Source organism: Pseudomonas sp. GW-45 (assembly GCF_056896675.1).
Window position 1 is genome coordinate 961641 of the sequence record NZ_CM167674.1, and the last position, 16750, is coordinate 978390.

Genomic DNA, 16750 nt, shown 5'->3' on the forward strand with positions numbered 1-16750 from the left:
CGTCTGACCTCGTGGTCAGAGCTCATCTTCAGCGTCCCAGGCCGCTGGACTGCTATCAACGATGATCGGGAAGCAAGATAATGAAGAATAATTCGGGACAAGGCGCTGAAGATCCGATCCTGCAATGGGTGACGTTCCGCCTGGACAACGAAACCTATGGCATCAATGTGATGCAGGTGCAGGAAGTATTGCGTCATACCGAAATTGCACCTGTGCCGGGCGCACCTTCTTACGTGTTGGGTATCATCAATCTACGTGGCAACGTGGTGACTGTCATTGATACCCGGCAACGCTTTGGTCTTACACCTGCCCCGATAACCGATAACACCCGTATTGTGATCATTGAAGCTGACAAACAGGTGGTTGGTATTATGGTCGATAGCGTGGCCGAAGTGGTGTATCTGCGCCAGTCAGAAATCGAAACCGCACCGAACGTAGGCACCGATGAGTCTGCCAAGTTTATTCAGGGTGTTTGTAACAAAAACGATGAACTGCTGATTCTGGTCGATCTGGAAAAGATGATGACCGAGGATGAGTGGGCTGAATTGTCCGGATTTTGATGGCGATGAACGAGCCTTCGCTGTTGCTGCTGCTCGGTAGTGTGATGGGGTTGATTGTGGCGGCACTGGTCGTGTTGTTCGCTCAGGTTCGCCGTCTGCCGCACGCGTTGCAGCAGCAGGCTGAGCTGCAACGCGTGCGGCAGGAGCAGCTGTCGAGAGATCTCGCGACCTTCCAGCAAGGCAGCATTCGCATGGGGGAAGAGCTTACTTCGCTGCGACTCCAACTCAAGCGCTTGGAAGACAAACAACTCAAGTTGGAAACCCAAGACCCGCAATCACTGCCCTACAGTCAAGCGGCGCGTTTGGTTGGTATGGGGGCGAGTATCGAAGACCTGACGCAATCTTGTGGCCTGTCCAAATCAGAAGCCGAGTTGTTCGTAAAACTGCATGGTACTCGGCGTAACTGAGCTTCTTAACGGGCGCTCTGTTGGCTTACGCTCGTTTCTCTTTACGCCTCTGATGCTGAATCCTGACCTGGCTTATCTTGTTCCAGTCGTTTCGGTTGTGGTTGGTCGCCATCCGGGTTGAATCCGTCCGGGCGTTTGCCTTTTAAGTACCAGGCGAACGCAATGATTTCCGCGATGGTGCGATACAAGGCTTCGGGTATCTGATCGCCGAGTTCCAGCTGAGTCAGCATGCGGGCCAGATCCGCGTTCTCGTAAATCGGCACTTCATAATCGATGGCCAACTGAATGATCTGCTCGGCCAATTCACCTTCGCCCTTGGCGGTTAAGGTCGGTGCTTGCGCGCCGTCATACACCAGCGCTATGGCTTCACGTGTGCTGCTCATCAGGTTACCTCGTCAATCCATGTTTGCTGCAGCGCTTGGCGCGGCGGTGGCGGGGTGCCGCGGTGACAACTGAGCTCACCAACGTCCAGCCCTTTGGCCAGCAAACGGTCGCGTAACTCGGTCAACTGTGTGTTCACCAGGCTCAGGGTGTTGGCGCGCTCGGCCCAAAACTCGCTGCTGACCTTGTCCTTGCGCAGCCTGGCAATGGCTTGCAGGCTGCCAAGCTCATCCAGGTTGAAAGATAATCTTACCTCCCATTGCGGCACGGGTTCGGCCTGTTTGGCGTTGGGTGGAGCGTTGTCGCGCTGAATGCGCATTTGTACGTGGCTGAATTGATGGCCGTCGCGCATGGGGATTTCCAGTTGCCAAGTGGTCTGTGTACTGCCGTCGGCGAAGCTTTGGGTTTGACCCAAGCTCTGAAACTGGTGGTGCTGAATTCGTGATAGTAAAGCCGCTGTGAGGCGCAGCAGGCTACCCAGATCGTTGTTGTCGCCCAGTGCCTGCAGTGCACGGGTGGGCAGTGGGAACATACCGGGTTTGAGCTGTTGTTGTGCGGCGGCCTGGCTGGCCTGTTGCCATGGACCGGGCGGCAGGTTCAAGGCGTTGAGGCTGCCGGGTGGTAGTTGTTGCTGCAGGGTGATCAATAGGTTGACCAGGGTGCCCTTGAGATCGACGCCTGCCAAAGGTTCTGGGGCGCCGGGTGTTGAGAGACTGGCAAGTAGCGGTAGCAGTTTGTCCAGTGCCGGCATAGCGCGTTGTGCTATTGCGCTTTGGTGCGTACCTGTTTCTGCTGTACCTGCTGGAGTAGCGTTACCGGCTTGCTTGGCGCCGGCTTGGGCAATAAATGAGTCAGCTAGTTTGGCCAGATTCGGCTCTAGAAATAGTCCGCTCTGCTTGATCGCGTTGGCGACGCCGGTAGCGGTGGTGAGCTGTTGCGGTGTGGCGATTTGTTGCAGTACCTGCGCCACCGCCTGCTGTAATGCCGGTACGGCGGGCAAGGCACGCGGGCTGGCCTGCAACTGATCGAGACGATTGAGCAGTGGCTCGCTGGAAGCCTGGTTTTGCAGCGTGGTTCGCAGGCCCTGTAACAAATCCAGCTGACGTTGTTGTGCGCCGCTAGCGAGGACCCGCAGTTCGCCTTGCGCACCCACGCTGGCATTGAGACGGCTGCCGGGTTCAACTGGCTGGCTGCTGGTAAGTTGCAGTAGGCTGCCGTTGCCCGCGCCCTGTACGATCTTTGCAAGCAGTGCAAAAGCTATTTGCTTGCCGGCGGTATCGGTGATGGGCTGTTGATTCAATACACGCGCCTGCAGTGTGCTACCGGCAGGAAACTGAGCTGGATCCAGTCGGGTCAGCGGGTCGCCGGTGGGTGCGCTGCTGGCTGGTTGTAGAATTGCCATCAACTGCGTCTGGCTGAGCGCCTGGACTACCATCTGTGTGCCGGTGCTAACCGGCTGTGGGCTGGTTGCCTGTACGTTTACCGGGGCCCCGGTATCAGCGCGAGCAATACGCAGGAGTACGTCGAATTGACCGCCGCTGTTAGCGCGGGGGCTGCTTTGCACCACTTCAGCAGGCAGCTTTTCGCCGGTGCCGAGCTGCAGTGCGTCAATTGGCCGCAATAGTTGCATCGCCAGGCTAATAGCCTCGCCGCTACGCGCACTCGGGGCCGCAGCAGGCGTGGTTGGCGCGCTGGGCGGAAGGCTAGTGGTCGGCGGCAGACGAAAGTCGGAGCTCATGTTGTCACATGTTGATGTAAATCGCGGTCCCCCGGGGTAGGGGGGTATGTATAATGGCGCCCCATAGAACGGGCCTTGAAGCCCGCATTTGGCGGCTATCTCAATGAGTATAGCGGCCAGCATGCCGGAATCATGAGTCCAATGGTATCGGTGCGAATTAGCCTGTGTCTGGAGTGGTAGTGAGCAAGCAGCAGATCGACGTTATCGAGCTGGCCTGTGAGCGGGATGAGCGCGAGCTTTTCTCCGCGGTCTCCTTCTGCCTGCAGGCGGGTGAAGTGTTGCAGGTCGCAGGCCCTAACGGCGCCGGTAAAACCAGCTTGCTGCGCATTCTCGCGGGGTTGATGCCTGCTACCGCTGGTGATATTCATTTTGCTAAAAAGTCGATACTCGCGGGTTCTGGTCGTGAGCATTGGCGACGCAACTTGCTATATATCGGCCATGCCCCAGCGGTCAAAGCGGCGCTGACAGCGGAAGAAAATCTTAGCTGGCTCTGTGCGTTAACCCAGCCTGTCGGCCGTGAAGTTATCTGGCAAGCCCTTGGGCAGGTTGGCTTGCGTGGTTTTGAAGATGTGCCCTGTCGGCAGCTGTCTGCTGGGCAACAGCGCCGCGTCGCGCTGGCTCGCTTGTATCTGCCGGGCGCACCTATTTGGATTTTGGACGAACCCTTCACTGCTCTGGATCAGGCCGGCGTGCTTACGCTGGAGCAGCATATTATGGCGTTTGCCGCATCCGGCGGCAGGGTCGTGCTGACGACCCATCACAGTCTCGCGCATGTGGCTGGCGTGCGGCGGCTTGAGTTGGGGCGGGTGAGCTGATGCGGCAGATAATCTGGCCGTTATTTCAGCGCGAGTGGCAACTGGCTTGGCGCCGTCCCGGCGATTTGCTTAACCCGCTGATTTTCTTTGCGATCGTGATCACCCTGTTCCCTCTTGCGGTCGGTCCTGAGCCGCAATTATTGCAGCGCATGGCCTCCGGTATCATTTGGGTGGCGGCGCTGTTGGCGACCTTGCTTTCACTGGATGGCCTGTTTCGCAGCGACTTCGAAGATGGATCGCTGGAGCAGTGGGTGTTGTCACCCCATCCGCTTACCTTACTGGTATTGGTCAAAGTGCTGCATCACTGGTTGATGTGTGGCCTGTTGCTGGTACTGTTGGCGCCGGTATTGGGTTTGATGTTGGCGTTACCCTGGTCGGTGATGCCTACGCTCTGTATTACGCTGTTACTGGGTACCGCAGTTTTGAGTCTGCTGGGCGCAATAGGCGCTGCATTGACCGTTGGATTGAAGGGCAGTGGCAGTATGTTGCTGGCCTTGTTGATACTACCGCTGTATATCCCGGTGTTGATTCTTGGTACTGGTGCCATGGACGCCGCTTTGCAAGGGTTACCTGTGCTGGGCTACCTGCTCTGGCTAGGCTGTCTGGCGCTGCTGGCCTTGAGTCTGGCACCCTCGGCGATTGCAGCGGGTTTGCGGATTAGCGTAAGTGAATAGGCGCGGAGATTAACAGCGAATGAGCTGGACATTTTTTCACAAACTGGGCTCGCCAAAATGGTTCTACGGAATCAGCGGCAAACTGTTGCCTTGGTTAGCGGTGGCCAGTGTGCTGCTGCTTGCTGTTGGCTGTGTCTGGGGCTTGGTGTTCGCGCCTGAAGACTATCAACAGGGCAATAGCTTTCGGATCATCTATATCCATGTGCCAGCCGCCATCTTGGCGCAGTCCTGCTACATGATGTTGGCGGTAGCAGGCATTGTCGGCCTGGTCTGGCGCATGAAATTGGCCGACGTGGCGCTGCAATGCGCCGCGCCTATCGGTGCCTGGATGACGTTTGTTGCGCTGATTACCGGCTCGATTTGGGGTAAGCCGACCTGGGGCACCTATTGGGAATGGGATGCGCGACTGACGTCCATGCTGATTTTGCTATTTCTGTACTTTGGCATCATTGCGCTGCGTATGGCGATCAGTAATCGCGACACTGCAGCCAAGGCCACCGCAGTCATGGCCATTGTTGGGGTAGTGAATATTCCGATCATCAAATACTCGGTGGATTGGTGGAATACCCTGCATCAGCCAGCCACCTTTACCGTGACTGAAAAACCAGCCATGCCAGCAGAAATGTGGTTACCGCTGTTGGTGATGGTGCTGGCCTTTTATGGGCTGTTTGCGCTTAACCTGTTGCTACGTATGCGCCTGGAAGTGCTGCGTCGCGAGCACAAGGCGCGCTGGGTCCGCGAGATTCTGGAGAAGAGTGCATGAGTAACCTGCCCACGTTTTTGGCCATGGGCGGTCATGGTGTTTATGTCTGGTCGGCCTACGGGATTACGGCGACAGTTCTGATTCTGTTGTTCCTGCCCCCGGTGCTTGGAAAGCGCCGCCTGGTGCAGGATGAAGCACGCCGACGTCGGCGGGAGGAGTTGTAATGCATCCGTTGCGCAGAAAGCGCCTGATTCTGATTTTGCTGGCCGTTCTTGGTGTGGGGGCGGCGGTAGCCCTAGCGCTATCGGCTCTACAGCAGAACATCAATCTGTTTTATACGCCCAGCCAAATTGTCGCCGGAGAGGTGCCAGACCAGGCGCGTATTCGCGCTGGCGGCATGGTAGTAGAAGGCAGTTTGAAGCGGTCAAAAGACAGCCTCAACGTGCACTTTGACGTCAGTGACGGCACCCATGCTGTGACCATTGCCTACAGCGGCATTTTGCCGGACCTGTTCCGTGAGGGGCAGGGCATAGTAGCGCTGGGACGGTTGGACGCCGATGGTGTACTGCAGGCCGACGAGGTGTTGGCCAAGCACGATGAAGAATACATGCCGCCTGAAGTGGCCAAGGCCATGAACGACGCTAAGGCGAAGAAGGCCGCCGACGGCGCCCCGGCCAGCAATTACTGAGGTGGAGATCGCATGATTCCGGAACTTGGGCAAATAGCCCTGATTATTGCCCTCTGTCTGGCGCTATTGCAGGCGACGGTGCCGCTGTACGGCGCTTGGCGCGGCGACTCCTTGGCGATGAGCTTTGCCCAGCCTGCAGCGATGGCGCAGTGCCTGTTTGTGCTCTTCGCCTTCCTTTGTCTGGTGCACGCGTTTGTCACTAACGATTTCAGCGTGACCTACGTCGCAATGAACTCCAACTCGGCGTTGCCCTGGTATTACCGGGTCAGTGCAGTCTGGGGCGGCCACGAAGGCTCTCTGTTGTTGTGGGCGTTGATTCTTTCGGCTTGGACCTTTGCGGTAGCGATCTTCTCACGCGACCTGCCGGAGGACATGCTGAGTCGCGTGCTGGCGATTATGGGCATGATCAGCGTTGGCTTTTTGTTGTTTATGCTGATGACCTCCAACCCCTTTGATCGTCAGCTGCCGTTCCATCCGGCGAACGGCAACGACCTTAATCCCTTGCTGCAGGATTTTGGCCTGATCGTGCACCCGCCCATGCTCTACATGGGGTATGTCGGCTTCTCGGTTGCCTTTTCTTTTGCGATTGCCGCCCTGCTGGGCGGTCGTTTGGATGCCGCGTGGGCGCGCTGGTCACGCCCCTGGACCATTGTTGCCTGGGCGTTTCTCAGTCTGGGCATCGTGCTGGGCTCATGGTGGGCCTATTACGAGCTCGGCTGGGGCGGTTGGTGGTTCTGGGATCCGGTAGAAAACGCCTCATTTATGCCCTGGCTGGTTGGCACTGCACTGATTCACTCATTGGCGGTAACCGAGAAGCGCGGCGTGTTCAAAAGCTGGACAGTACTGCTAGCGATTGCGGCTTTCTCGCTTAGCTTGTTAGGGACTTTTCTGGTGCGCTCCGGTGTGCTCACCTCGGTGCACGCATTTGCGACAGACCCTGAGCGCGGGATATTTATCCTCGGCTTTCTGCTGGTTGTGGTGGGCGGCTCCTTGCTGCTCTATGCGCTGCGCGCACCTGTGGTCAAGAGCCAGATTGGTTTCGCCTGGAACTCGCGCGAAGCACTTTTGCTGGTCAACAACCTAGTGCTGGTAGTGGCGGCACTCATGGTGCTGCTGGGCACGCTTTACCCGCTGATCATGTCGGCGTTCGATACGCTGGTATCGGTCGGTCCGCCGTACTTCAACGGCATGTTCCTGCCGCTAATGGCGATTCTGATGGCGGCGATGGGGGTGGGTATTCTCAGCCGTTGGAAAGAAACGCCTCTAACCTGGCTGACTGGTCAACTGAAGTGGGTGCTGGCACTGGCCGCCGTTGGCGCCTTGGGTCTTGCGCTGTGGATCGGTGACCACGTGGTGTCGGTTGGCAGCATGTTGCTGCTGGTGTTCTGGGTTGCCGGTGCAAGTATTCGCGACATCCTGCACAAAACCCGCAACAAAGGCTTGAGCAAGGGCTTACGTGCCTTGCCGCGCAGTTACTGGGGTATGACTTTTGCGCACTTGGGTATTGCCGTGTGCGCGGTGGGCGTCATCGGCGCCAGTCTGTTCGACAATCAACGCGATCTGCGCATGGCGCCAGGCGATACGCTTGAGTTGGGCGGATATGAATTCATCTTCGAGGGGGTACAGCACCGCGAAGGCTCCAACTGGGTGTCAGATCAGGGTCGTGTGCGCGTTATGAAGGGCGACCGTCAGGTCAGCATGCTGTATCCGGAGAAGCGCCTGTATAAGGTCAAAAATCAGCTGATGACTGAGGCAGGCATCGATGCCGGCATCACCCGTGACCTTTTTGTTGCCATGGGCGAGCCACTCGAAGGCGATGCCTGGGCGATTCGCGTACACATCAAACCTTTCGTGCGCTGGGTATGGGGCGGCGGTTTGATGATGATGTTCGGTGGTTTGCTGGCGGCCAGCGACAAACGTTACCGCCTAAAGGCGCGGCAGCGTAAAACAGCTCCGCATAATGCCGAGGAGGCAGTCTGATGCGCCGGGTACTTTTGGTTGTACCGTTGTTGATTTTTCTATTGCTGGCCGGTTTCTTTCTGCGCGACCTGCTGAGCAAGGAGGAGGGCAAGAACGAACTGACGTTGCCCTCACCGCTGATTAACCAGCCGTTCCCCGAGTTCAGTTTGGCGTCGGTACTGGACGAGCAGCAGACCATTACGCGCGCCGATTTGCTGGGCAAGCCGGCATTGGTCAATGTCTGGGCGACCTGGTGCGTCGCCTGCCGGGTCGAGCATCCGGTGCTGAATAAGCTGTCTGCGCAAGGCGTGGTGATTCACGGCGTTAACTACAAAGACGAAACCATCGCTGCGCAGAAGTGGTTGAAAGACTTCCATAACCCCTATCAGCTGAACATCAGTGATGCGCAGGGCCGTCTTGGCCTTGATCTGGGCGTATATGGTGCGCCTGAAACCTTCCTGATCGATGCGGAAGGTGTAGTGCGTTACAAGTTTATCGGTGTGATCGACGAGCAGGTATGGGAACGCGAACTCGCTGCGCAATATCAAGCGCTAGTTGAGGAAGCCAAGCCATGAAGCGTTGGTTAGTAGGGTTAACGCTGGGCGCGGTGCTGCTGAGTGCTCAGGCTGCCGTGGATACCTTTGAGTTCAAGTCTGAACAGGAACGAGAGCGCTTTTACTCGATCAGTACCGAGCTGCGTTGTCCCAAGTGCCAGAACCAGAATATTGCCGATTCCGATGCACCGATTGCCCATGACCTGCGCAATGAAGTTTTTCGACTACTCGAAGATGGACGCAGTGACGACGAGATCGTCGATTACATGGTCGCGCGCTACGGTGATTTTGTGCGTTATCGCCCCGCGCTGAACGCCGAAACACTGGTGCTCTGGTTTGGTCCGTTGTTTTTCCTGCTGGCGGGTTTTCTCGCCGTGTTCATGCTGGTACGCCGGCGGCAGCGGGCTGCCAAAGACCCGCTGGAAACCATTTTGACCAGCGAAGAGCAGCAACAGCTGGATCAACTGCTGGAAGAAAAGAAGAAACGAGATGATTGATTTTTGGTTGAGTACCGCTGCTTTGTTGTTGGTGGCGGTGGTGGTAGTGGTCTGGCCGCTATGGCGTCGCCGCAGCAATGAACGGGTTGACCGTACCGCGTTGAACGTCGCCCTCTATGAAGAGCGCGTAGCCGAGTTGCAGGCGCAGCAGCGCGCCGGTGAGTTAACCGAGTCTCAAGTCCAAGCTGCTCAGCAAGAAGCGAGTCGCCTGTTGCTTGAGGATACCGCCACAGCAGACGCCAAGCGGGCGCCTTTGACCCGCCGCGTCGCTGGCGTACTGCTGGTCTCTGCTCTAGTACTGCCATTGCTGGTGGTCGGCCTATATCAGCTCTGGGGTAATCCCGAAGGGCTGGCGCTGTATCGCGAGATGCAGGACACCCCGCAGGTCAGCAGCTTGGAAGCTTTGATCGACCGCACCGAGCGCGTGGTTGAAGTACAGCCGACCAATGGCGAAGCCTGGTACATGCTGGGTCGCGCCTATATGAGTGCGCAGCGCCCAGCCGATGCGGTGCAGGCTTTTGGTAATAGTTTGAACCAAATGGGCGAGGCGCCTGATGTATTGGCGCAATTGGCGCAGGCGCGCTATTTCGCCAACGGCAACCAGCTGGACCCCGAGTCTGTGGCGGCACTGGATAAAGCGCTTGAGCTGCAACCCAATAATCCGACGGCATTGGGTCTGCTGGGTATTGCTGCCTTCGAGGCGGGTGATTACAACGGTTCCATCGGTTACTGGGAGCGCTTGCTGCAAGCCACAGAGCCTGGCAGTCAAGGCGCGCAAGCGATCCAAGGCGGCATAGACCGTGCCCGTGAGCGTATGGCTGCTGCCGGTGATACTGCTCCTGTCGAGCAAGAGCAGGGCCCGGCGATCCGTCTCACAGTCAGCGTTGCGCCTGAGCTGATGGCGCAACTTGACCCAAACTCGAGCGTGTTTGTATTTGCCCGCGAGCCCAATGGCCCGCCGATGCCATTGATTGCCAAGCGCCTGACGTTATCTCAGCTGCCGCTCGATATCACCCTGACTCAGGCCGATGCCATGCTGCCTGGCGTCACGCTGAGTGCGGAGCAGTCATTGCAGCTGGTGGCACGGGTTTCACCGACTGGCGACGCGCGCGAAGGCACGCACCTGGGCCAGCTGGATAACGTACACGCCGGCAGTGACGAGCAGCTGCAGTTGATCATCGACCGCACCGCTGACTGATCCACAGTCATTTTGTGGATATCTCTCAACGCCCCGTCGGCGGTATTGCTGGCGGGGCGTTTTTTTATGCTGAACCCGATTGCCTCTTGTGTGTCGAAACAACTAGACGGGTGCCATGCTGGTGCCTGCGTAGTAGCTGCATCAATGACGCCTGTTCCGCAGGCAAGCGAGGCAAGCCATGTTGACCTCCATTCCCTTTGCCGACGACCGTGTGGTGGGCTTTCGTATCGAAGGCAAGATCACCACTGACGTGTTGGATCAGGCAATCGTCTTGATAGAAGTCGCTTTGCAGAAGCACGAAAGGATTCGGATGTACGTGGAGATGCCGAGTTTCGATGGTATTTCCGTGGAAGCCTTTTACAAGGATATGAAGTACGGCCTCAGTCACTGGGGGCGTTTTGAGCGTGAAGCTGTCGTTACCGACAGACACTGGATGGAAAAGATGGCCAGCCTAGCCGACAAGCTGTTCAGCTCCATCGACGTACGTGTGTTTCCCTCAGATCAGACCGACGCAGCGCGAGATTGGGTGCAGGCCAGTTGAGAGTCCGAAGTCAGTCTTGCTGTACCTCTGGCAGGCTGAAAGCCAGTAGCGCGCCCAGCAGTCCTATGCCCGACAACAACAGCAGCATGCCGGCTGCGCCAATCAGTGAGCTGAGCAGGCCAAACAGCCCCGTCGCCAGCAAAATCAATCCGATGACACTGTTACTTACGGCGACATAATCGGTACGTTTGCTGCCGCCGGCCATATCCAGAACGTAGGTTTTGCGGCCCACTCGCACGCCGCTGTGGGCTATCCCCAGAATGAAAAACGCGACCGGAAAAAGCCATACCTGCAGACTCTCCGGCAGTACCGAGAAAGCATGTAGCGCAATTACCACCGGCCCTAACAGGCTGGCAATAAAGGCCGCGCGAATCAGCACCTGCTTGCTCGACTTGTCCGACATGCGTCCCCAGACCATGGCGCTCAAGCTGCTGGCCAGTCCATTGGCGACCAGAAAGGCGCCGAGCATGCCAAAGCTGGTGTCCAAATCCTGTGCGAGGATCACGTAGTAAGGCGCAGATAATGCCGAGCAGAGCAGCAGCGCGCGGGTAATCACAAAGCGGCGGAAGGGTTTGTCGTCGCGCAGCAGGCTAATGCGCCCAAGGGCTTCTCTCAGGCCATTACCGCCGCCGTCAGTGGCGCCGGGCGCTTCATCTATCGTGCGATACACCCAAGCAGCCAATACCCAGAGCAGTGCGGAGCCGACCAGCAGCGCAGCGTAGAACAGCATGTCGTCGTCCTGCGGTGGCCAGATCAGACAGTACACACCAAAGGCCAGAGCGAGCCAGCCGGAAAGGCTGCTAGCCAAACCGTTCAGGCGGCCGCGCCGTGTCTTGGGTACGGTTTTGCCAATCACGTCTTTGCTGGCTACCGAGCACAGCCCGCGCGCCAAACTGAAAACAATCAGGCAAAGAATAATCAGGCAGCCCGCCAAGGTACCTTCGGTGAGCCAAGCCGCAGCACCCATTGCCATTAGAGCAGCGGCCTGTAACAGGCTACCGAGAATCCAGGTTCCCTTGCGATATTTGAACTGCCGCACGTAGGAAGCGATAAACAGCTGCGGCAACATGGAACCGGACTCGCGAATGGGCACCAGCCACGCAACCAGTGCGACAGGCGCACCCACAACGCCCAGCAACCAGGCCAAGGTGGTTTTTGGATTCGTCAGGGTGTCGCCGAGGCTGGTCAGCGTGGTGGCCAGCACCTGGCGGAAAAAGTTCTGGGGGACATCAGTGCAGGCGCCGTCGGGAATGTCCTTGCAGACGCGGGCGTCCTCTTCATTCATCAGCTTGCTGTACAAGCCGTTCAGGTCGGGGTCCAGGCGCATGGTTTGCAGGTATCTCATGGTGGCTGATAGCGTTGGCGGAGGAGTTTGCCGCAGTTGTCCGCGCTTGGCTACTGGCGCCAATCACGGCTGTTTTGCCGTTCGGGGCTTCTCTTTGCCCGGCAGAGTGCGTAAAAATGCGGGTTTATCCTGTTGCCGACCCTTTCTGGCCGCAACAGCCGCCGAGTAAAGCAAGGACATGCTTCATCCATGCGATTGAAATGCATCAAGCTGGCAGGCTTCAAATCCTTCGTGGACCCGACCACCGTGTACTTCCCAACCAATATGGGAGCGGTAGTGGGGCCGAACGGCTGTGGCAAGTCCAACATTATTGATGCGGTGCGCTGGGTGATGGGCGAAAGCTCGGCCAAGAACCTGCGTGGCGAGTCGATGACCGACGTCATCTTTAATGGCTCCAATACGCGTAAGCCAGTAGGGCAGGCGTCGATCGAACTGGTGTTCGACAACAGCGATGGCACCTTGCAGGGTGAGTACGCGGGTTACAACGAGATATCCATTCGCCGCCGCGTCACCCGCGAGGCACAGAATCAGTATTTCCTTAATGGCACCAAGTGCCGTCGCCGCGACATCACTGATATTTTTATGGGCACCGGCCTAGGCCCGCGTAGCTACTCGATCATCGAGCAGGGCATGATCTCCAAGCTGATTGAGGCCAAGCCTGATGAGCTGCGGTTGTTTATCGAAGAAGCGGCGGGGATCTCCAAATACAAAGAACGTCGCCGCGAAACCGAGAATCGAATTCGCCGCACCCACGAGAACCTGTCGCGGCTGACCGATCTGCGCGACGAACTCGAGCGGCAGCTCACCCACCTGCACCGCCAGGCGCAAGCCGCAGAAAAATACAAGGAATACAAAACCGAAGAACGCCAACTCAAGGCACAGCTGCAGGCGCTGCGTTGGCAGGGCCTGAACGCGCAGACAGGTGACCGTGAGCATCGTGTGCGCGATCTGGAAGTGGCGCTCGAAGCGTTGATTGCCGAACAGCGCAACGCCGATAGCGAAATTGAAAAGCAGCGCGATCAACACAGCGATCTCAATGAGCGCTTTAATCAGGTGCAGGCGCGCTTCTATAGTTTGGGCGCCGATATCAGCCGAATTGAACAGATATTGCAGTTCAATCGCGACCGTCAGCGACAGCTGCACGATGATATCGAGCAAACCGAGCAGGCCTGGCAGGAAGCGCAAAGCCACCTGACTCAGGATCAGGCCTTGTTGGCCGATTTGCAGAATGAGCTTGGCCAGCTGGAACCAGAGCTGGAACTAGCAGGCGCTGCTGACGACGATACGGCGATGCAACTGCAAACTACCGAAGAAACAATGCAGAGCTGGCAGCAGGCCTGGGAGCAGTTCAATCAGCAGGCGGCAGTGCCGCGTCAGCAGGCGGAAGTCGAACAGTCGCGTATTCGGCATATTGAACAGGCCGTTGAACGTCTCAGCGAGCGCATTCAGCGTCTCGAGGAAGAGCGCAGCAGCTTGAACTCTGGTCCATTGGACGACGAGTTGGTGGAGCTGGGCGAGCAGTTGGCCGAGCTGGAAATGCGCGGCGAGGGCGATCAGCTGGCGCTAGTGGATGTCACTGAGACGCTGCAACACGAACGCGACAATCTTAATGCCCTGCAGCAAGAGCAAGATATTCGCCGCGGTGAAATGCAACGCGGTAGCGGCCGCCTCGCTTCGCTGGAAGCGTTGCAGCAGTCGGCGTTGGATCAGGGTAGCGACGTGGGCGATTGGCTGGCCGCCCAAGGGCTGGCCGGTGGCCGCCAGTTGGCCGAACAGATCCAGGTTGCAAGTGGTTGGGAACAGGCGGTGGAAGCCGTTCTCGCGGATGACCTGCAAGCAGTCTGTTTGGACGATGTGGGTGCGTTGAGCGCAGCGCTGGCTGATTTTGAACAGGGCAATCTGCGCCTGTTGGATACCCGCAGCGCCGGGCAGCGCAACTCAGGCAGCTTGCTCGACAAGGTCACATCAAAGATTGATTTGAGCTCTTGGCTGGGCAGTATTCGCCCGGTTGAAAACCTGATTGAGGCTCTGGCGCAGCGTGAACAGCTGGCGGCGCATGAATCGTTGATTACGCCGCAAGGCCACTGGCTTGGCCCTAACTGGCTGCGCTACCGGCGTGGTGAGGCTAGCGAGTCCGGTGTGCTGGCGCGTCAACAGGAAATGGAGCAGCTGCAGGCGCTGCTCAGCGAGCAGGAACTGGCGCTCGACAGCAGCCAACAGCGGCTCGGTGATCTGCGTGAGCGAATTCGCAGCCTTGAGCAGCAACGTGAAGCGCTGCAGCAGGCCATCTCCGGGTTAGGCCGGCAACAAGGCGATCTAAAAGCACAGTGGTCAGCCAAGCAGGTGCGGCTGGAGCAAATCACCGCGCGGCGCCAACGCATTGGTGACGACCTGCACGACATCAAGCAGCAGCGCAGCGATGAGCTGGAGCAGATAGGCGAAGCGCGGCTGACATTGCAGGCGGCGCTCGACAGCATGGAGCAAGACACCGGCCAGCGTGAAGAGCTGCTGCGCCAACGTGATCAGGCACGTGAGGCATTGGATCAGGCGCGTCAACAAGGTCGCCAGCAGAAAGACCGCTCGCATCAATTGGCATTGCGTGTGCAGTCGCTCAAAGCGCAGCAAAACAGCACTTCCCAGGGGTTGGAGCGCCAGGAAATGCAGGCGGAGCGTCTCGGCGAGCGGCGTGAGCAGTTACGCATGACACTGGAAGAAAGCCAGGCGCCGGAAGACGATCAGCGTATTGAGCTGGAGACCCTACTGGAGCAGCGTGTCGAGGTCGAGCAACAGCTGACCAGCGCACGGCAGGCGCTGGAAGGTGTTGATCAACAGATGCGTGCGCAAGAGACCCGCCGCGTACAAGCCGAACAGCAAGCTCAGGTACTGCGCCAGCAGCTGGATGAGCAGCGGCTGGACGCCCGCGATCTGCAAACCCGCCGTCAGGGCTTGCAAGAGCAGTTGCTGGAGGCAGGTTATGACCTCAACGGCGTGATCGAAACCCTGCCCGAAGGTGCAACCGAGTCTGATTGGGAGCAACAATTAGCTCAGTTGGATGCGCGAATTCAGCGTCTCGGCGCAATTAACCTGGCGGCTATTGAAGAGTATGAGCAACAATCAGAGCGCAAGCGCTATCTGGATGCACAGAACGCTGACCTGGACGAAGCACTTAATACGCTGGAACAGGTTATCCGCAAAATCGACCGTGAGACCCGTGCCCGCTTCAAGGAGACCTTCGACAAGGTCAATCAAGGCTTGCAGGCGCTGTTTCCCAAGGTATTTGGCGGCGGTAATGCGTATTTGGAACTGACGGGAGATGATTTGCTGGATACCGGCGTGACTATCATGGCGCGCCCGCCTGGCAAAAAGAACAGTACTATTCACCTGTTGTCCGGTGGCGAGAAGGCGTTGACCGCCATTGCCCTGGTGTTCTCCATATTCCAGCTCAATCCGGCGCCGTTCTGTATGCTCGACGAGGTAGATGCCCCGCTGGATGACGCCAACGTGGCGCGTTACGCACGCATGGTCAAGGAAATGTCGGCGCGGGTTCAGTTTATCTACATCACGCATAACAAAATTGCGATGGAGATGGCAGATCAGTTAATGGGCGTAACCATGCATGAACCTGGCTGCTCAAGACTGGTCACAGTAGACGTAGAAGAGGCCGTAGCACTGGCGGCAGTGTAAAGTTTTCGACGGGCGTGCTAGCATCCGGCCAGATAACAGCGGGGCCTTGGCCTCAAACAGAATTGTAAGAACAGGAACAGGTATTCATGGATTTCGGTTTGCGTGAGTGGCTTTTCATTTTTGGGCTTCTTGTCATCGCAGGCATTCTGTTTGATGGTTGGCGCCGTATGGGCGGGCGTTCGCGCATCCGCTTTAAGTTAGAGCGCAACCTCAGCGATTTGCCAGAAGAGGCAGACAAGGACGATTTGCTTGGTCCGCCACGGATCATCGGCAAGCACGAGCGCGAAGAACCTTCGTTCGGCTCCGCGCTGGATGATGTGGCTGATGCGCAGTCGGCTGCTGACTGGCATGAGCCGCAGCAAGCAGGTTTGGACCTCGAAGAGCCACCGGTACTGGTTGATCCAGTTGCACGTAAAGAGTCTGTAACCAGTAAACCCGCCAAGCAGCGCAAGCCTGATACCGCGCCAAAGCCAGAGCAGGAATCGTTGCCCGTGGAAGAGGTGTTGGTGATCAACGTCGTCGCCCGGGATGAGCTGGGCTTTGTTGGTTCGGCGCTGCATCAGAGCATTCTCGAAAGCGGATTGCGCTTCGGCGATATGAATATCTTTCATCGCCACGAAAGCATGAGCGGCAACGGAGACGTTTTGTTCTCCATGGCTAACGCGCTCAAGCCCGGCGTATTTGATCTGGCAGAAATGGATCAAGGCAACGTCCGTGCGGTCAGTTTTTTCATGGGGCTGCCCGGCCCGCGGCACCCTAAGCAAGCGTTGGATCTGATGATTGCCGCTGCACGTAAGCTATCCCACGAATTGGGTGGCGACTTGAAAGACGATCAGCGGAGTGTGCTAACGGCGCAAACCATCGAGCACTACCGCCAGCGTATCGCCGAGTTTGAACGGCGGCATTACAGCCAGCGCCGCTGACGCGCATCCACAAAGCCCGGTTATGCCGGGCTTTGTTGTTTTGACTCCCTGCATTCACTTTCTCCGCGTATTTGTCGCCTGAC

Annotated in this window: 17 protein-coding genes; 14 read left to right on the forward strand and 3 right to left on the reverse strand. The window is 57.7% G+C overall.

Annotated elements, in window-relative coordinates:
- The first annotated feature begins 80 nt into the window (after nucleotides 1–80).
- Nucleotides 81–560 carry a chemotaxis protein CheW gene (locus AC1XYH_RS04355; RefSeq protein ID WP_483325441.1) on the forward strand — a complete coding sequence of 160 codons (480 nt, stop codon included), beginning with the start codon at nucleotides 81–83 and terminating at the stop codon, nucleotides 558–560.
- The gene (locus AC1XYH_RS04360; RefSeq protein ID WP_483325442.1) at nucleotides 560–967 is read left to right on the forward strand and encodes a DUF2802 domain-containing protein; all 408 of its coding nucleotides are present in this window, start codon (nucleotides 560–562) and stop codon (nucleotides 965–967) included. The genes AC1XYH_RS04355 and AC1XYH_RS04360 overlap by 1 nt, the downstream gene beginning before the upstream one ends.
- A 41-nt stretch (nucleotides 968–1008) precedes the next feature.
- Here AC1XYH_RS04360 and AC1XYH_RS04365 read toward each other — a convergent pair whose 3' ends face one another.
- Nucleotides 1009–1350: an EscU/YscU/HrcU family type III secretion system export apparatus switch protein gene (locus AC1XYH_RS04365; RefSeq protein ID WP_483325443.1), complete on the reverse strand. Its 342-nt coding sequence runs from the start codon at nucleotides 1348–1350 to the stop codon at nucleotides 1009–1011.
- On the reverse strand, nucleotides 1350–3086 hold the full coding sequence (gene fliK, locus AC1XYH_RS04370) for a flagellar hook-length control protein FliK (RefSeq protein WP_483325444.1): 1737 nt from the start codon (nucleotides 3084–3086) through the stop codon (nucleotides 1350–1352). The genes AC1XYH_RS04365 and fliK overlap by 1 nt, the downstream gene beginning before the upstream one ends.
- Nucleotides 3087–3265: 179 nt before the next feature.
- Here fliK and ccmA point away from each other — a divergent pair, with 179 nt between their 5' ends.
- The 10 genes from ccmA to AC1XYH_RS04420 all read left to right on the forward strand — a co-directional run bounded on the left by ccmA (nucleotide 3266) and on the right by AC1XYH_RS04420 (nucleotide 10715).
- The gene (gene ccmA, locus AC1XYH_RS04375) at nucleotides 3266–3901 is read left to right on the forward strand and encodes a cytochrome c biogenesis heme-transporting ATPase CcmA (protein WP_483325445.1); all 636 of its coding nucleotides are present in this window, start codon (nucleotides 3266–3268) and stop codon (nucleotides 3899–3901) included.
- On the forward strand, nucleotides 3901–4575 hold the full coding sequence (gene ccmB / locus AC1XYH_RS04380; RefSeq protein WP_483325446.1) for a heme exporter protein CcmB: 675 nt from the start codon (nucleotides 3901–3903) through the stop codon (nucleotides 4573–4575). Before ccmA ends, ccmB begins: the two co-directional genes overlap by 1 nt.
- Before the next feature lie 19 nt (nucleotides 4576–4594).
- Nucleotides 4595–5338 (forward strand): heme ABC transporter permease, encoded by a 744-nt coding sequence (locus AC1XYH_RS04385; protein WP_483325447.1) that lies wholly within the window; start codon nucleotides 4595–4597, stop codon nucleotides 5336–5338.
- Nucleotides 5335–5502: a heme exporter protein CcmD gene (gene ccmD, locus AC1XYH_RS04390; RefSeq protein WP_483325448.1), complete on the forward strand. Its 168-nt coding sequence runs from the start codon at nucleotides 5335–5337 to the stop codon at nucleotides 5500–5502. Before AC1XYH_RS04385 ends, ccmD begins: the two co-directional genes overlap by 4 nt.
- Nucleotides 5502–5966 (forward strand): cytochrome c maturation protein CcmE, encoded by a 465-nt coding sequence (gene ccmE, locus AC1XYH_RS04395; RefSeq protein WP_483325449.1) that lies wholly within the window; start codon nucleotides 5502–5504, stop codon nucleotides 5964–5966. The genes ccmD and ccmE overlap by 1 nt, the downstream gene beginning before the upstream one ends.
- 12 nt (nucleotides 5967–5978) lie before the next feature.
- On the forward strand, nucleotides 5979–7946 hold the full coding sequence (locus AC1XYH_RS04400; protein WP_483325450.1) for a heme lyase CcmF/NrfE family subunit: 1968 nt from the start codon (nucleotides 5979–5981) through the stop codon (nucleotides 7944–7946).
- Nucleotides 7946–8500 (forward strand): DsbE family thiol:disulfide interchange protein, encoded by a 555-nt coding sequence (locus AC1XYH_RS04405; RefSeq protein ID WP_483325451.1) that lies wholly within the window; start codon nucleotides 7946–7948, stop codon nucleotides 8498–8500. Before AC1XYH_RS04400 ends, AC1XYH_RS04405 begins: the two co-directional genes overlap by 1 nt.
- On the forward strand, nucleotides 8497–8976 hold the full coding sequence (locus tag AC1XYH_RS04410) for a cytochrome c-type biogenesis protein (protein ID WP_483325452.1): 480 nt from the start codon (nucleotides 8497–8499) through the stop codon (nucleotides 8974–8976). Before AC1XYH_RS04405 ends, AC1XYH_RS04410 begins: the two co-directional genes overlap by 4 nt.
- Complete coding sequence (gene ccmI / locus AC1XYH_RS04415) at nucleotides 8969–10174, forward strand: c-type cytochrome biogenesis protein CcmI (protein ID WP_483325453.1); 1206 nt, start codon at nucleotides 8969–8971, stop codon at nucleotides 10172–10174. Before AC1XYH_RS04410 ends, ccmI begins: the two co-directional genes overlap by 8 nt.
- Before the next feature lie 178 nt (nucleotides 10175–10352).
- Entirely contained in the window at nucleotides 10353–10715 is a 363-nt protein-coding gene (locus tag AC1XYH_RS04420; RefSeq protein ID WP_483325454.1) for a SpoIIAA family protein, read from the forward strand.
- Between the two features lie 10 nt (nucleotides 10716–10725).
- On the opposite strand, the gene AC1XYH_RS04425 is transcribed toward AC1XYH_RS04420, so the two are convergent.
- Nucleotides 10726–12060, reverse strand: a complete 1335-nt coding sequence (locus AC1XYH_RS04425; RefSeq protein ID WP_483325455.1) for an MFS transporter — start codon at nucleotides 12058–12060, stop codon at nucleotides 10726–10728.
- Nucleotides 12061–12249: 189 nt separating this feature from the next.
- Between AC1XYH_RS04425 and smc the strand changes: the two genes are divergently transcribed.
- Nucleotides 12250–15744, forward strand: coding sequence for a chromosome segregation protein SMC (gene smc / locus AC1XYH_RS04430; protein WP_483325456.1), 3495 nt, complete (start codon nucleotides 12250–12252; stop codon nucleotides 15742–15744).
- Between the two features lie 86 nt (nucleotides 15745–15830).
- The gene (gene zipA, locus AC1XYH_RS04435) at nucleotides 15831–16667 is read left to right on the forward strand and encodes a cell division protein ZipA (RefSeq protein WP_483325457.1); all 837 of its coding nucleotides are present in this window, start codon (nucleotides 15831–15833) and stop codon (nucleotides 16665–16667) included.
- Nucleotides 16668–16750 lie beyond the last annotated feature (83 nt).

Coding starts and splice junctions, on each gene's coding strand:
- AC1XYH_RS04355 (WP_483325441.1), top strand. CDS start 81: ATGAAGAATAATTCGGGACAAGGCGCTGAAGATCCGATCCTGCAATGG.
- AC1XYH_RS04360 (WP_483325442.1), top strand. CDS start 560: ATGGCGATGAACGAGCCTTCGCTGTTGCTGCTGCTCGGTAGTGTGATG.
- AC1XYH_RS04365 (WP_483325443.1), bottom strand. CDS start 1,350: ATGAGCAGCACACGTGAAGCCATAGCGCTGGTGTATGACGGCGCGCAA.
- fliK (WP_483325444.1), bottom strand. CDS start 3,086: ATGAGCTCCGACTTTCGTCTGCCGCCGACCACTAGCCTTCCGCCCAGC.
- ccmB (WP_483325446.1), top strand. CDS start 3,901: ATGCGGCAGATAATCTGGCCGTTATTTCAGCGCGAGTGGCAACTGGCT.
- AC1XYH_RS04385 (WP_483325447.1), top strand. CDS start 4,595: ATGAGCTGGACATTTTTTCACAAACTGGGCTCGCCAAAATGGTTCTAC.
- ccmD (WP_483325448.1), top strand. CDS start 5,335: ATGAGTAACCTGCCCACGTTTTTGGCCATGGGCGGTCATGGTGTTTAT.
- ccmE (WP_483325449.1), top strand. CDS start 5,502: ATGCATCCGTTGCGCAGAAAGCGCCTGATTCTGATTTTGCTGGCCGTT.
- AC1XYH_RS04400 (WP_483325450.1), top strand. CDS start 5,979: ATGATTCCGGAACTTGGGCAAATAGCCCTGATTATTGCCCTCTGTCTG.
- AC1XYH_RS04405 (WP_483325451.1), top strand. CDS start 7,946: ATGCGCCGGGTACTTTTGGTTGTACCGTTGTTGATTTTTCTATTGCTG.
- AC1XYH_RS04410 (WP_483325452.1), top strand. CDS start 8,497: ATGAAGCGTTGGTTAGTAGGGTTAACGCTGGGCGCGGTGCTGCTGAGT.
- ccmI (WP_483325453.1), top strand. CDS start 8,969: ATGATTGATTTTTGGTTGAGTACCGCTGCTTTGTTGTTGGTGGCGGTG.
- AC1XYH_RS04420 (WP_483325454.1), top strand. CDS start 10,353: ATGTTGACCTCCATTCCCTTTGCCGACGACCGTGTGGTGGGCTTTCGT.
- AC1XYH_RS04425 (WP_483325455.1), bottom strand. CDS start 12,060: ATGAGATACCTGCAAACCATGCGCCTGGACCCCGACCTGAACGGCTTG.
- smc (WP_483325456.1), top strand. CDS start 12,250: ATGCGATTGAAATGCATCAAGCTGGCAGGCTTCAAATCCTTCGTGGAC.
- zipA (WP_483325457.1), top strand. CDS start 15,831: ATGGATTTCGGTTTGCGTGAGTGGCTTTTCATTTTTGGGCTTCTTGTC.